The sequence below is a fragment of the Mesorhizobium sp. M1312 genome, from assembly GCF_040318115.1.
Classification (GTDB): Bacteria; Pseudomonadota; Alphaproteobacteria; order Rhizobiales; family Rhizobiaceae; genus Mesorhizobium.
In genome coordinates, this window is the sequence record NZ_JAMYLQ010000010.1 from 80,136 (window position 1) to 93,933 (window position 13,798).

General features: G+C 63.2%; 10 protein-coding genes and 2 pseudogenes. All 12 read right to left on the bottom strand.

Features of this window, described 5'->3' with window-relative positions; translation table 11 throughout:
• Positions 1–4 precede the first annotated feature (4 nt).
• Positions 5–502: a nitrogen fixation protein NifX gene (gene nifX, locus NKH36_RS14195; protein ID WP_352962802.1), complete on the bottom strand. Its 498-nt coding sequence runs from the start codon at positions 500–502 to the stop codon at positions 5–7.
• On the bottom strand, positions 468–1,850 hold the full coding sequence (gene nifN / locus NKH36_RS14200; RefSeq protein ID WP_352962805.1) for a nitrogenase iron-molybdenum cofactor biosynthesis protein NifN: 1,383 nt from the start codon (positions 1,848–1,850) through the stop codon (positions 468–470). Before nifN ends, nifX begins: the two co-directional genes overlap by 35 nt.
• A 9-nt stretch (positions 1,851–1,859) precedes the next feature.
• Positions 1,860–3,350, bottom strand: coding sequence for a nitrogenase iron-molybdenum cofactor biosynthesis protein NifE (nifE, locus tag NKH36_RS14205; protein ID WP_352962808.1), 1,491 nt, complete (start codon positions 3,348–3,350; stop codon positions 1,860–1,862).
• 62 nt (positions 3,351–3,412) lie between these two features.
• Complete coding sequence (gene nifK / locus NKH36_RS14210) at positions 3,413–4,954, bottom strand: nitrogenase molybdenum-iron protein subunit beta (protein ID WP_352962811.1); 1,542 nt, start codon at positions 4,952–4,954, stop codon at positions 3,413–3,415.
• Between the two features lie 129 nt (positions 4,955–5,083).
• Positions 5,084–6,586, bottom strand: a complete 1,503-nt coding sequence (gene nifD / locus NKH36_RS14215) for a nitrogenase molybdenum-iron protein alpha chain (RefSeq protein WP_352962814.1) — start codon at positions 6,584–6,586, stop codon at positions 5,084–5,086.
• A gap of 98 nt (positions 6,587–6,684) precedes the next feature.
• Positions 6,685–7,578: a nitrogenase iron protein gene (gene nifH, locus NKH36_RS14220; RefSeq protein ID WP_352706820.1), complete on the bottom strand. Its 894-nt coding sequence runs from the start codon at positions 7,576–7,578 to the stop codon at positions 6,685–6,687.
• Positions 7,579–8,057: 479 nt separating this feature from the next.
• A pseudogene (locus NKH36_RS14225) lies at positions 8,058–9,312 on the bottom strand (type II toxin-antitoxin system HipA family toxin).
• On the bottom strand, positions 9,287–9,556 hold the full coding sequence (locus NKH36_RS14230; protein WP_352962870.1) for a helix-turn-helix domain-containing protein: 270 nt from the start codon (positions 9,554–9,556) through the stop codon (positions 9,287–9,289). Before NKH36_RS14230 ends, NKH36_RS14225 begins: the two are co-directional and overlap by 26 nt.
• Positions 9,557–9,602: 46 nt before the next feature.
• Positions 9,603–10,017 (bottom strand): annotated as a pseudogene (locus tag NKH36_RS34825) (hypothetical protein); the annotation flags it as partial.
• Positions 10,018–10,074: 57 nt separating this feature from the next.
• Positions 10,075–11,124: a type 2 isopentenyl-diphosphate Delta-isomerase gene (gene fni, locus NKH36_RS14235; protein ID WP_352646372.1), complete on the bottom strand. Its 1,050-nt coding sequence runs from the start codon at positions 11,122–11,124 to the stop codon at positions 10,075–10,077.
• A gap of 85 nt (positions 11,125–11,209) precedes the next feature.
• Positions 11,210–12,112 (bottom strand): terpene synthase family protein, encoded by a 903-nt coding sequence (locus NKH36_RS14240; protein ID WP_352962817.1) that lies wholly within the window; start codon positions 12,110–12,112, stop codon positions 11,210–11,212.
• Positions 12,109–13,656: a hypothetical protein gene (locus NKH36_RS14245; protein WP_352962820.1), complete on the bottom strand. Its 1,548-nt coding sequence runs from the start codon at positions 13,654–13,656 to the stop codon at positions 12,109–12,111. The genes NKH36_RS14240 and NKH36_RS14245 overlap by 4 nt, the downstream gene beginning before the upstream one ends.
• Positions 13,657–13,798 lie beyond the last annotated feature (142 nt).

The following is a 13,798-nucleotide window of genomic DNA, read 5'->3' on the forward strand; positions in this document are numbered from 1 at the left end:
CATTTCAGTCCTCGTCCTCGAAGGACGGCTTGTGTTCGGCGACACCTGCCTGCGCCAGCACCTTGCGCAGCCAAGGGGGAGGACACGTCCTGAGCATCATCTGCGTGCGCAACAGCACCTCTTGGATGGTTTGGGGGTGCGGCACTTTGATCGGATGAATTTTTGCCGAAACAACCTTGGCTGCCGAAGGCCCCCCGATAGCCAGACAAAACAGGAGATGACAGCCCTTCAGCGCCTCCACCTTCGGGGTGATGCGGTCGTCGCCCTCAGTCCGATGCTTCCCGCTCTCGTCGGAAACGTCATCGAAGGCCACGGCTTCCACGAGATTCCACTCCTCGCGTCCCACGTCGTAGACAGCAAAGCGCCTGGCCGACCCGAAATGGGCGTTGAGGTTCTTCATGTCCTGCGTGGCGATCGCCACGCGCAATGCGCCGGCTTGGCGTTCCGGCGTCGGTGCGTGAACCTCGTCAGTGACGAGCGAGAGGCGACGAACGGAGCTCATCTGGCATTTCTCGCTTACGGAGTGGATCAAGCGCCTCAGGCGTCGGCGCGTGCCGGTTGGCTTCAAAGATGTTGGCAACCTCGAAGATCAGGTCGCGGGTCCCTTGGTAGAGGATTGTGAGCTTGTGCTGGCTGCCGAGCCGGTCGAAGATCGGGAAGCCGACCCGCATGAGCGGAATGCCGAGGCGCTGCGCAGCCTGGCGGCCATGGGAATGGGTGACGAGAAGATCAGCGCCGGCGCCAAGAGCTTCCAAATCGCCGAGATCGCCGATCTGAACCGACTGCGCCGGTACTTCCTCCAAAATTTTGGACATGTCGGTCGTGGTGACCGCCGCCGCGATTTCGGAGCCCATTCCGATGAAGAAGCTCGCGAGTTGGTAGAGTTGGTCTGGTTCAGCAGCGATCGCAATTTTCTTGCCTCCAAAGTGGAAATGTCCGTCGAGCAACGCGTCCTGCAACTGCGCCCGGCGACGGCGCACCCCAGCCGGCGCCGCCGCGCCCGAAACCGCGGACAGCAGCGAGACCAACCGGTCGGCGTCCTTCAATCCAGTCAGCGACCGGAACAGCACGTAAGGCACGCCGGTCAACCTCTGCAGCAGCTCGGCCGGGCGGCGCATATGCTCACCGATGACGATGCATTGCTCGGCCGTGCCAAGCTCACGGATATCCTCGACATTGGTGCCGCCATAGGTGGTCGTGACCCAGCGGTCGGGCACCGTACCGTCGAGCGAGCCGGAGACGTCCGGCAGAATCACCGGCTTGAGTCCAAAGCTTTCAATCATCTCACGTAAATGCTCGATATCAGCCACAGTGACGTTCCAGCCAGGCAGGATCACGATCTTCTTCGACTGCCGCGCCTGCTGGCCGGGCCGTGTAATCCTTTCGATCATCGCGATGACAGCCTTGGCCCAGCCCTCTTCGATCCCGCCGTCGAAATCCGGTGTGTTGGCTAGCACCACCTCCGTACCCGCGAGTTCTTCCGTGTGCTTCAGCCTGATATTGGCGATATCGCCTGCGCAGTCTTCGCCCCGGGTTTCCACCAGCGCGGTCGTGCAGACCCCGATCAGCGTTGGCTTTGTGCGGGTCTTGAGGTTGAGGATCGCCTCTTCCAGATGCTCTGCCCCGCCGAGGATCGTCGCCACCTCGTCCATCGCCGTTGTCTGCAAGGGGATGGCTTCCTTGAAATGTCGCACGAACAGCACGAGCGCAAAGCTGGTGCACCCCTGGCTGCCGTGGAACAACGGCATCGCGCCGTCGACGCCAAGAAAGGCCAAGGCGGCACCCAGCGGCTGCGATGACTTCAGCGGATTGACCGCCGCCGCTTTGGTCTGGGGAAGGATGCGGACCATCGGCTTTCCTCAACACTCGCCGAAATCGTCGGCCGTCGTGCCGGCGAATTCCTGGACAGCATTCAAGGTCGCGGTCTCGCTTTTCCTGCTCGGCAGTTCCTCCCTCACCGCAGGCTGGCAATCCCATGGTGCCGGCTCCAGCACCTGGCGCCAGATCGGGTTATGAATGGCGAGGTCGATCTGGCGTACGAGTTCCACCATGCCGTCATAGCCGGCGTAAGGATGTTGGCGCTCCTGGTTGATATCGAGCCAGGGTGTCTTGGCCTTCAGCGCGATGAACTGCGTGCGCCCGCCCGACAGCATGATATCGGCCTTGTGTTCTGAGAGCATGGCGTAAAGCTCGCGCGGCGCCATCTGCTCGAATATGTGGTTGTCGTCCTTGAGTATCTGCGTGATGCGCTGCTTGTCTTCGACGGTCGACTTCTTGACAGAGGTGCCGACGATCTCGATGCCGATCTCCATCAGCGCATGGACGACCGACCAGGACTTCACACCGCCGGTGTTGAGCAGCACGCGCTTGCCTTCGAGCCTGGGCCGGTAGGCCGCGAGCTTCTTCCAGGCGATCGCCTCCTCCTCTGCAATCAATGCCTCGGTGCGGCCGAGGATCTCCGGATCGGCACCCTTGTTCACGAGCAGCCGAGAGATTTGTCGGAGCGCTTCCGAGGTGTCGGTGATGCCGTAGAAGGAGCCCTCGAAAAAGGGGATGTCCCACCGCTGGTCCATCTTGCGGGCGAGATTGATGAGCGCGGTCGAGCACACCATCATAGCCGCCCGCGCGCGGTGCGCGGAAGCAATGTGGAGGTAACGCGCGTCTCCCGGAATGCAGGCCCGCACCCGGATCCCGAGCCGGTCAAGGAGCGGTTTCACCAGCCAGAATTCACCCGAGAGGTTGAATTCGCCAAGGATATTGATGTCGTAAGGACCGACATCGTCGGGCTCCACGGTGCCGATGACATGATCGAGCAACGCCTCGCCGGCAAGCTTGTTGCCAAGATTCTTGGAGCCGACGAAGCCCGGCGCATTGACCGGCACCACCGGCAGGCTGAACTTTTCCGCCGCGCGCTTGCAGACAGCCTCGATGTCGTCGCCGATCAGCGCCGTAACACAGGTCGGATAGACGAAGATCGCCGGCGGCCCATACGCTTCCTTGATCTCGCGGATCGCTTTGAAAAGCTTCCGCTCGCCCTGCCCCATCACCACATCGAGTTCGGTGAGGTCGGTCGTGAAGCTTGTGCGCCACAGCGTTGGCCCGGACGAAGCCGCACCGCGGTTGTCCCAGGAATTACCCTCGCAGGCAAGCGGCGCATGGATCAGGTGCGCAACGTCGGTGATCGGCTGTAGCACGATCTTGGCGCCGTCGAAGGCGCAGCCGCCGGCAGCCGCTCCGGGGGTCAGCGGCTTCGAACAGCCCTCTTTGCGCGTCTTGGCATCCCTGCCGCGGTTCTTCTCGCAGGCGGGCTCGTTGAAGACATCCTGGATTTTGGCTCTGAGCGAGGACATTGCGTCGGTCTCCAAAGTCCCTCGGGAAGACGACCGGCCTCACGATGAGCCGGCCAGCACCCTTAGCGGGTGAGGTCATACGAATAGTCCGTCACGCCCGTCTCGCTTGTCTCGCGATCGAGCTTGTCGAAGATCTTGTCGAGGATCGTCGTCAGTACGCGCAACCCGCCTTGGTAGCCCATGAGCGCAAAGCGATGGTGATGGTGGCGATCGAAGATCGGAAACGTCAGCCGGATCAGCGGCGTGCCGGTGTCGCGCTCCAGATACTTGCCATAGGAGTTGCCGATCAGCAGGTCCACCGGCTCGGTGAAGAGCAGCGAGCGCATCGCCCAGAGGTCCTTGCCCGCCCAGACTTGAGCATCCTTGCCGAAGGGCGATGATGCAAGCAGTTCCTTCAACTCCGCTTCCCATGCCGAGGTGCCGTTGGTGGCGAGGCAATGGGTCGGCTCGCCGCCCGTCTCCATGATGAAGCGGGCCATGGCGTAGACAAAGTCCGGATCGCCGTAGATGGCGTATTTCTTACCGTGCAGCCAGGATTGGCTGTCCGCCATGGCGTCAACAAGTCGGCCGCGCTCCACGCGGATTGCCTCGGGGATTTGCTTCCCGGAAATCGCGGAGACCTCCATCAGGAAGTCGTCGGTCGCCTGGACTCCGAGCGGGTAATGAAACGAGGCAGTCGCCTGCCCTACCCCCTCGCAATACTCCAGTGTTTTTCGGGTGTTGTAATGCTGTAGCGAAAGTGTCGCCTCGGCGTTGAGTGCTTTCCTCACGTCTTCGATCTTCGTGCCGCCGTCGTACATGCGGTATTCGCCGTCCGACGGCGTGTCGAACTGGTCAGAGGCGTCTTGGATGAAGGTATATGACACGCCCAGCAGATCGAGCAGGCGCTTGAGTTCCCGGTTGTTGCCCACGCAAAAGCCGTCGAAACCCGGAATGATGTTGATGGTTCCCTCGGCTTCCGTTCGCTCCTCGCCTTTCCAGAAGTGCTCCAAAATGCCCTTGACCGTAACGTCGTAGCCGTCGACATGGCTGCCGACGAAGGCTGGCGTGTGGGCGAAGGGCACGTCGAAGTCGCGCGGGACGGAGCCTTCGTCCTTGGCGTTCTCGATGAAGCTGTGCAGGTCGTCGCCTATGACCTCCGCCATACAAGTGGTCGAGACGGCGATCATCTTCGGGTCGTAGAGTTGGTACGTGTTGGCGAGCCCGTCGACCATGTTCTTCAGGCCGCCGAACACTGCCGCATCCTCGGTCATCGAGGAGGAAACCGCCGAAGCAGGCTCCTTGAAATGGCGCGACAGGTGCGAGCGGTAATAGGCCACGCAGCCCTGGCTGCCGTGGACAAAGGACATGGTTCGCTCGAAGCCCGCGGCCGCGAACACCGCGCCGAGCGGCTGGCAGGCCTTGGCGGGGTTCACGACAAGCGCTTCGCGAGCAAGGTTCTTTTCGCGGTATTCCCACGTCTTGGTGAATTCGCGTTGGTCGGTAACGACCTGGTCTGGGTGCGGACATTCGAAATTCAGCCTCTTCTCGGCGAGCATCCGCCTGTATTCCGACTCGCGGAACAGGGGCGCGTGGTCGAGAACTTTTTCAGCCGACTGCGGCATGGGTGGTTACCTCTTCTCCATCTGGCCGCGCCATACGGCGGCACAGGGACGTCAAAACGTTTCAGGTCTCCCGCGGACAAAGGGCCACAGGCGTTCAACGGCCTCCCGGCTTCCGGGAGGCCAGGTTTTTCATTCGGCTGCGATCGCCGCCGACGGCTCGGCTTTTTTCTTCCAGGGAGCGTCGTAGAGGCCCCAGACCGGGTTGTTGATGGCCAGATCCATGTCGCGGGCGAAGATGGCGAAGCCGTCGTAGCCGTGATACGGGCCGGAATAATCCCAGGAATGCATTTGACGGAACGGTATGCCCATCTTCTGGACCGGGTACTTCTCTTTGATGCCGGAGCCCACGAGATCAGGACGGATCCCCTCGATGAACTTCTCCAGCTCGTAACCAGTCACGTCGTCATAGATCAGCGTGCCCTTCTTCACGTAATGGCCGGTGCGCTGATAATCGTCGTTGTGGCCAAATTCGTAGCCAGTGCCGACAATAACCATGCCCAGGTCCTCATATGCCGTGACAACGTGACGGGGGCGCAGCCCGCCGACATAGAGCATCACCGTCCTGCCTTCGAGGCGCGGCCGGTACTTGGCTATGACCGCATCGACCAGGGGCCGGTATTTGGCGATGACCGCCTCGGCCTTAGCCTCGATTTCCGGTCCGAAATGCTTGGCTATCTTGCGCAGAGAGGCTTCAGTCTGGGAGGGGCCGAAGAAATTGTACTCCATCCAGGCGATGCCATACTTTTCCTCCATATGCCGGCAGATGTAGTTCATCGACCTGTAGCAATGGATGAGATTGAGCTTGGCCTTTGGCGCTCGCTCTATTTCGGCCAGCGTAGCGTCGCCCGACCAGTTGCCGACCACGCGCAGGCCCATCTCCTCGAGCAGGATGCGCGAAGCCCAGGCGTCGCCACCGATATTGTAGTCGCCGATCACATTGACATCGTACGGGCTGGCCTCGAACTCGACCTCCTTCTTCTCGAACACCCAGTCGCGGATCGCGTCGTTGGCGATGTGGTGGCCGAGTGATTGCGAGACGCCGCGGAAGCCCTCGCAGCGCACCGGCACGATCGTCTTTTCGTGCTCCTTGGCCTTGTTGCGGGACACCGCTTCGGTGTCGTCGCCAATCAGGCCGATCGGGCATTCGGATTGCACACTCATGCCCTTGTTCAGCGGAAACAGTTCCTCGATCTCATCGATGATCCGTTCCAGCTTCTTGTCGCCGCCGAAAACAATGTCCTTCTCCTGGAAATCGGAGGTGAACTGCATCGTGACGAACGTGTCGATGCCGGTCGTGCCGACGTAGTAGTTGCGGCGTTGCGACCAGGAATATTGCCCGCAGCCGACCGGGCCGTGCGAGATATGGACCATATCCTTGACTGGACCCCAGACCACGCCTTTCGAGCCGGCATAGGCGCAGCCGCGAATCGTCATCACTCCGGGGATGGACTTGATATTCGATTTGACCTCGCATTCGGAAAGGACCTCGCTTTCCTCGCCAGCCTCGTCGCCGCTCTTTGCGACGCTGAGGTGCTTTTTGCGGCGCTTCGCCGCCTTGTCAGGATATTGCGACAGCACCTCCTCGATAAGTTTCGTATGGAGGGCGCCGTCATTCTCGTATTCCAGGCTCATGAGACCCCTTTCAAGGTTCAGGGTGACGCCTCACCAACGAGGCGCCGTTCTTTGAAAGGCGCGCCACGTCAGGCCGCGCCACCAGTCAGTAGCGGTCGTTACCGTGCGGCCGCCTTCGCCGCTTCCTTGACCTGAAGCTCGGCAAGCATCTGCTCGTCCGTCTTCATGATGCCGAAGTCGAGCAGCATGTCCTCGAGCTCCTCCATGGTGATCGGGGTGGGGATGGTGCCCTGGCCCGAATTGTTATGGATCTTCTCGGCCAGCGCCCTGTATTCCCCGGCCTGCTTGGAGTCCGGCGCATACTGGATCACAGACATCTTCCTGAGCTCGGCGTGCTGGACGATGTTGTCGCGCGGCACGAAGTGGATGAGCTTGGAATTGAGCCTGGAAGCCAGCGCTTCGGCGAGGTCGAGCTCGCGGTCGGTTTGGCGCTCGTTGCAGATCAGGCCGCCGAGCCGCACGCCACCCGAATGAGCGTATTTCAGGATACCCTTGGCAATGTTGTTGGCGGCATAGAGCGCCATCATCTCGCCGGACATGACGATGTAGATTTCCTGAGCCTTGTTCTCGCGGATCGGCATCGCGAAACCGCCGCACACTACATCCCCGAGCACGTCGTAGGAGACATAATCGACATCGTCATAGGCGCCGTTCTCCTCGAGGAAGTTGATCGAGGTGATCACGCCGCGACCGGCGCAGCCGACACCCGGCTCGGGGCCGCCCGACTCCACGCATTTGATGCCTTTGTAGCCGACCTTGAGCACATCCTGGAGTTCGAGGTCTTCCACCGAACCTTCCTCTGCCGCGAGGTGCAGGACCGTATCCTGCGCCTTCGCGTTCAGGATCAGGCGGGTGGAGTCGGCTTTGGGGTCGCAGCCGACGATGAGGATTCTCTGCCCGAGGTCGACAAGGGCGGCGAGGGTATTTTGGGAGGTGGTGGACTTGCCGATGCCGCCCTTGCCGTAAAAGGCGATCTGACGCAAACCTGACATGTAGCTTTCCTTCCTTCGTTCCATTCATCGCGGCTGCCGCGACACGAATGCCGGTCGGGCAGCTGTCGCCGCCTCGCACCCAAGGTTTCAAGACTCGTGCCAATTTGGCTCGTCGAATCGAAGAATAATTTTGTGGTTGTTTTTCAGTTATTTAGCTTGAAGCCGCAGAAAGGATCGTCGGAACAAGCCGTGTAGCGGACCCGACAATGGCGACACAAAGCGTCGGATCGCGATCCTCAGTCACGCATTCGTTCGGACCGCATCGTTGTGTTGAGGTGGGCGAACAGCATCTCGACCCTCTTGCGTTTTTGCGGGATGCTGCGAACTCTCCTGTTCCGGCGAGCTGACGTGCTTGGTCTCGCGTGCCCTCATCGACACTGCGCGGAATCTTGCGCCACGCTGGCATACCTGCGAGCCACCGCCAGCAATTCGGGGCTGCGGGCGATCATCCGCAATATCATCAACCCAAGAGGCTCGGCTCACTTATCGGCGCAGGAGTTCAGTATCGGCGTCATCGCCTTCACATGTTCGTCGATCGCTCGAGCACTTTCGCCGCGACAACGTCGCGCTCAGGCAGATGCCACCAGTGCTCGTTGACGAGTTCGACGGTCTCGACCACTGCCTTCAGGACTGCCGGCTCCGGAAGCCTTGCACTGTTCGCGAATGCTTTCCATCGCGGTGCTGCTAGCGCCTTGAACGAGCGCTCCCCTCCAAGCGAAAGCGCCATGGCGTCGGCGGGAATATATGGCACGGTCGACAGAACGTCGTAGATTGGTGCAAGCACCGGCTTGTCGCCGTTGCCGGGATAAATCAAAGACCAGTTCTTCAGGTGCATGTCGCCATGGCCGGTGATGACCGTCAGCACCAGGCGGCGGACGAATTCGAGAGCCGCCGTAGGCGAGACGGCTACGCCAAGGGCCAAGGCGATGTCGTGATAAGCGGCCCCCTCATTTTTGCGCGAGGGATAGACACCGAAGACCTGAGCGAAATCCTCGATGTGTATCCTCTCGCCATCGGCGCCGCGATCGAAGCGTTTGACGAGAAGGACCTTGCCCTCCGACAGCGTGTTGAATTCTTCGGGAACGCCCTCAAAATCGGACTTCTCGACCAGTTCGCATTCAGGAACCTCCATGCCGATCGCTGCAGCCAGCGCCAGGTTGGCGAATTCGTTCTCGGAAACGCCCGGAAACGCCGCCGAAGGGAACTTGGCGATGTACCGGCCCTGCTCGTCGTCCATCGGCAAGGTAAGGCCACCGCCTTTTCCAGTGTTCTTCATGACCGACAGCTTCATCTGCACGCCGGCAAGTGAGAACCGTGCCTTGGGCTTATCTTTTGAAGCATCCTGCGAAACCGCTATCGCGCCGTCACTGGGCAACGCCCGTACGGCTCCCGGCAGATCGGCGCCCAGCGCCGCTAAAAGATCGAAATCATTGCCTGGCCGGACAATGCCTTCGTGGTGCTTTTCCATCGCTCGCGCAATTTCTCCTCCGGCAGGAGGTTCGCGAAGAAAGCGGGCAAGGCGCCCGCCAGAGGCTTCGGATCTTTCCGCAATCCTCCCGTCGCTGCCCGGAACGACAGGCTGAAAACCGGAAAGCCGCCCGTCGCGCGGTAGGCCTCATCGAAGTTGAATGCATTGAAATCGCCCGGCGTCCTAACGATTGTGCCGACCTTCAGTGCGTTCAAGAGCACGTCCAGCGACGGGATCGTCTTAGCGGCGCGAAAAACTGGAGCCATGATCGTCATCGTCAGGTTGAGGAACAAAAGCGGGTCGATCGTCATCATCATTCGGACGCAATAGAGCCTGGACAGCCGGCACCATGACTTGCGGAACCATCATCATTTCCAGACCGAGTGCGCGAGCGATATTCATGAGCGTCGTCGCACGCGCCGCTGCGGCTCCCTTTTCGATGTCGCGATAGCGGGGACGGGATATACCCGCCAAATCAGCGACCTGCTCCTGCGTCATGGCAGCGGCCAGCCTCGCCTACCTGAAAAGCCGACCGATTTCGCGCAGAATTTCCGATTCAGATGCCATCATGATACCTATACGATCTATTCCAATGCGCGATGATACGCAAAGGTATCTCATTGCTCCGGTGAGTGCGATATGAGCCCAAGGAACCGGTGCGACCTGGGAGAGCAACTCGGCGGGAATATCGATGCCCTGGCTGCGGACATAATCGACAGCGCAGCTGAGATAGACGGTAAAGCGCGTAGGCTATTGGCGGCCCGTTCAGTTCTGGCTGTCGGAAAGGCGCCCGAAGCCGGTTGCGAAGTTCGCCGTTGATCTCCGCCGCCCGGAGCTGCACGAGCATATGCGCACCGTGAAGTGACCAGCGCATCTGCTGCTTCTTGACCATACGTTTCCCGACGACTGAGTTCACCGCCGACTCGGCGAGAGTGGTGGCGACGGCGAAGCCCAGCCCGGTAGCGCTTTCCATCCTTTCTGACTCAGTAAGACTAGGCGCCCGCCGCCACGTGCGGGCGACGCTGGCATCAACCGGCGGGCAGATGCGCCGAGGGCAACAAGCGCGCCTGACGCAACGCCGCCAGATCAGCCGAGCCGGTGCAGAAGCAGGCGACGGCCAACTGGCGGATGACGATCTCGAAATGCGCCACAACCGCCTCGGTGGATACCGTAGCCGCTCGCAGCACGCCGGCCGCCTGCCCGGCGATGTCCGCGCCCAGGCGGATGGCCTTGGCCACGTCGACGCCGTCGCGGATCCCGCCCGACGCGATCAGCTTCACCTTTGGCAGCGCCCGACGTACCGCCTGCACGCTGGCCGGGGTCGGAATCCCCCAATCGGCGAACGCCATCGCCACTGCACGGTCGGCGGCATCGCGGGCGCGCTCGCCCTCCACCGCGGCCCAACTGGTGCCGCCGGCGCCGGCGACATCGATCACCGCCACGCCCGCCTCGACGAGCGCACAGGCCACCGGGGCGGATAGGCCCGACCCCACTTCCTTGGCCACGATCGGCACGCCCACGCTGCGCGCGGCGCGAGCGATCTGCGCCAGGACGCCGCGCCAGTCGCGGTCGCCCTCCGGCTGTACCGCTTCCTGCAGCGGATTGAGATGGACGATGAGTCCATCGGCCTCCAGCGCATCCACCGCCCGGCGCGCCAGGTCCAGGCCGTCGGCCTCGCGCAGTTGCGCGGCGCCGATATTGGCCAGCAAGGGAATGTCTGGGGCCAGGCGGCGCAGCGTGCGCGTCAGCCCCTGGGAGTTGCGGGATTGCAGGCTCACGCGCTGCGAACCGACGCACATGGCGATCCCCAAGGCTTGCGCTGCCTCGCTCAGATGCCGGTTGATGGCCTCGGCGCGTGGCATGCCGCCGGTCATGGAGCTGACCAGCAGCGGCGCGCGCATGGTCTTGCCCAGCAGCGAGGCGCGCAGGTCGATCTGCGTCAGGTCCAACTCGGGCAATGCGCAGTGTTCGAAACGGATGTACTCCCAGCCGGCGGCGACCGTGGCCGGCGCCGTTCGCTGATCCAGCACGATGTCCAGATGGTCGTCCTTGCGCCGGCTCAGGGCGGTGTCGCTCATGCTCGCTCCATCCGTCTCATCGGGCGACGGCGTTGCGTCGGATCGGACCGACGGCAGCGCGCGCACGCCGCCGCCTCCCGCGCGTTCAGGCCGGCGCACGCTGGCCTCCCCCCGCAGCGTCGCTGCGGTAGCGGCTGTTCGAGGTCTGGTAGTACTGCGCGCGGATGGCCGCCATGGCCTCGATCAACGGTCCCCACGGCGCGGGAAAGCGTTCTTCCGCCATCACCCGGTGCAGCATGCGCGTATGGCCGGCCAGCTCGTCGTTGAGGAACTCCACCACAGGCATAGCCGGATAGCGCTGCAGCAGCAGGATCGCCGCGTTGTCGGCCTCGCCGGCCGACCTGTCCTTGTCGCGGCCATGCAGATCGTTCTGCAGGCGCCCTATCGCGGAGATGAGCCGCAGGACCTGGCGAAACGCCGGACGCGCGCGCAAGGTCGCCATGTCCAGCCCCCACAGCAACGACAGGCAACAGAACACGTTCGTGTAGGCGATCGAATCGATGCCGTTGTGCAGGTACTCGGCGTAGGACCAGCGTTCCGCCCCTGCCGCCTGCGCGCGTCCGGCGCGCAGCGCCACGCAGTAGCACCGGGTATCGTCGAGAAGCTGAGCATAGTCGCGACGATCGTAGGCGAGCGCGGCCAGCGAAGCGAGCAGCACAGTGCAGCCCTCGAATCCGGGAAGCGCGCACGGCACGCCCTGCCCCAGCGCCTGCTCCACCGCCGCGAGCTGCTCCGGCGCGATCAGGCCAAGGTCGTTGCAATCGTCGAGCCAGAACAGCAGCGCCAGTTCGCGATAGAACGCCACGATCAGCGTTTCGTCCTGCGGATCGCGGGCGGTGCGGGCGCTGGTGTCGCGCAGGCTCGGGTGGATGCGCTGCAGGATGTACTGGCCGCCCCTGACCGCTTCCACGGCATGCTCGTCGGCGAACCCGGTCAGGGAACGCCCCCACTCCAGCACCTGCTGCAGCGCGCGTTCGGTCTGGATCATGGCGCCGCTCCTGCTCCCTCGGCCAGGACCCGCCGCCCCCAACGAAGCGCCAGCCACAACCCGGCGAGTTCGGCCACGCGCACCACCCGGGTGGGGCAATACAGTTCCTTGCCGATCCACAGCGGCGTCTGCGGCAGTGCATGCGCCGCGTGGCGGGCGAGCATCCACTCCAGCGCATGCGCCACCGCCTGCGCGATGCGCCGGCGCCCTGTCGGCTCTTCGCTCCCGTCCATCACGTGCAACGCGAACAGCGCATAGGCGGTTTCCTCGAATGTGGACGCGCGACCGGCGCCCCAGCCGCCGTCGTCGCGCTGCGCCTGCAGCAGAGCCGCCAGCGCGCGCTCGTCGCGCCACTGGGGCTTGCCTTGCGCCAGCGCAGCGACCGCATGCGCGGTGGGATACAGCCACGAAACGTGCCATTTTTCGTTGTCCCATAGACCGTGCGGGTTGCGCTTGGCCTCGACGTAGGCGCTGGTGCCGGCGGCGGGCTTTCCCAACATTCGCAACGCATGCAGGGCGTGGATGTTGGTCGACACCGAGGCATTGCGCTCGCCGGGGAAGGTGACAAACAGCTCGCCGATTTCGAAGTGGCGCAACGCATCGACCGCCGGATCGCGGCCTGCAAGGCGCAGGACGCACAACGCAACGGCTGTGTCGTCCGCATCGGCCGCGAAGTGCAAGGCCGGGCCCAGACCGCGCACGCCCAGGCGGGCGTCGAGCTGCGCGACGATCACTTGCACCGCCTCGGCGAGCGCGGGATGCGCGAACAGACCGGCCAGATGCAGGGTGTACAGCGACCAGCATGGCTCGAACACATTGATCGGCCAGACATTGGGAACGACACCTTCGATGCCGCTGCGCGTCGCCCGCGATGCCGCCTGCAGATACGCGTCGGCGCGCCTGACCTGCGGCGTGCTCCCCTGTGTCACGGCGTGCGCACGCCACGCGGCGGTGGCGGCCGGACTGATGCCGATGCTCCCGTCGTCATCTGGGCATGCGGTGGTCGGCGACGTCCCCCAGGCTTCCCAGGAGTGCAGCAACGGATGGCCGCTCGGCAACGTCGCCGCCCCCAGCTTGACCAGGCACGCTTGCCGCAACGGCAACAGCGCCGGGTGGCGCGGAAACGCCACGCCGCCCAGCAAGGATGCGGCCTCGCCGCACAACTGCGGCAGGATCAGCTCCGCGCCGATCGGCGCATCTTCCGGCACCGCATGCGCGTAGGGATCGGGCTGGCGCTCGAGGAACCGGGTTGCAGCCTGGACTGCGTCGGCAGCGCCGGGAAGAGGATCGGCACGCTGCAATGCCAGCAACGCCGCCCACGTGGGCGCATGGCGGAACAGCGGGAAGTCCGCACTTCCCCATCCGCCATCGGCCTGTTGCTGCGCGATGAGCCACGCGTATGCGTCCTGCCGACCGGTGACGTTGCCGTGGAACTGCAGAGCTCGCGCCGTGTCGTAGACGGAGGGACCGACGCTGCCGCCGTCGCTCATCTCGCTCAGCAGGTGGCGCAATTCGGAAAGAATCTGTTCGGACAGCGCGTTCACGCGGGATGTTCCTTCTGCAGACGGTTGACAGAACCAGGATCGGGCAGACGCCTCGCACGTCGCCGCGGACTCGGACACAGTGCACCATGCACCGCTGCCGCCGGCCGATCGCAGCGGCACAGGGGCGACTCCATGCGGACGG

Excerpts from the sequence above, each read along its gene's own strand:
- nifE (WP_352962808.1), bottom strand. The coding sequence starts at position 3,350 with ATGTCCTCGCTCAGAGCCAAAATCCAGGATGTCTTCAACGAGCCCGCC.
- nifD (WP_352962814.1), bottom strand. The coding sequence starts at position 6,586 with ATGAGCCTGGAATACGAGAATGACGGCGCCCTCCATACGAAACTTATC.
- NKH36_RS14240 (WP_352962817.1), bottom strand. The coding sequence starts at position 12,112 with ATGATCCAGACCGAACGCGCGCTGCAGCAGGTGCTGGAGTGGGGGCGT.
- nifX (WP_352962802.1), bottom strand. The coding sequence starts at position 502 with ATGAGCTCCGTTCGTCGCCTCTCGCTCGTCACTGACGAGGTTCACGCA.
- nifK (WP_352962811.1), bottom strand. The coding sequence starts at position 4,954 with ATGCCGCAGTCGGCTGAAAAAGTTCTCGACCACGCGCCCCTGTTCCGC.
- fni (WP_352646372.1), bottom strand. The coding sequence starts at position 11,124 with ATGAGCGACACCGCCCTGAGCCGGCGCAAGGACGACCATCTGGACATC.
- nifN (WP_352962805.1), bottom strand. The coding sequence starts at position 1,850 with ATGGTCCGCATCCTTCCCCAGACCAAAGCGGCGGCGGTCAATCCGCTG.
- nifH (WP_352706820.1), bottom strand. The coding sequence starts at position 7,578 with ATGTCAGGTTTGCGTCAGATCGCCTTTTACGGCAAGGGCGGCATCGGC.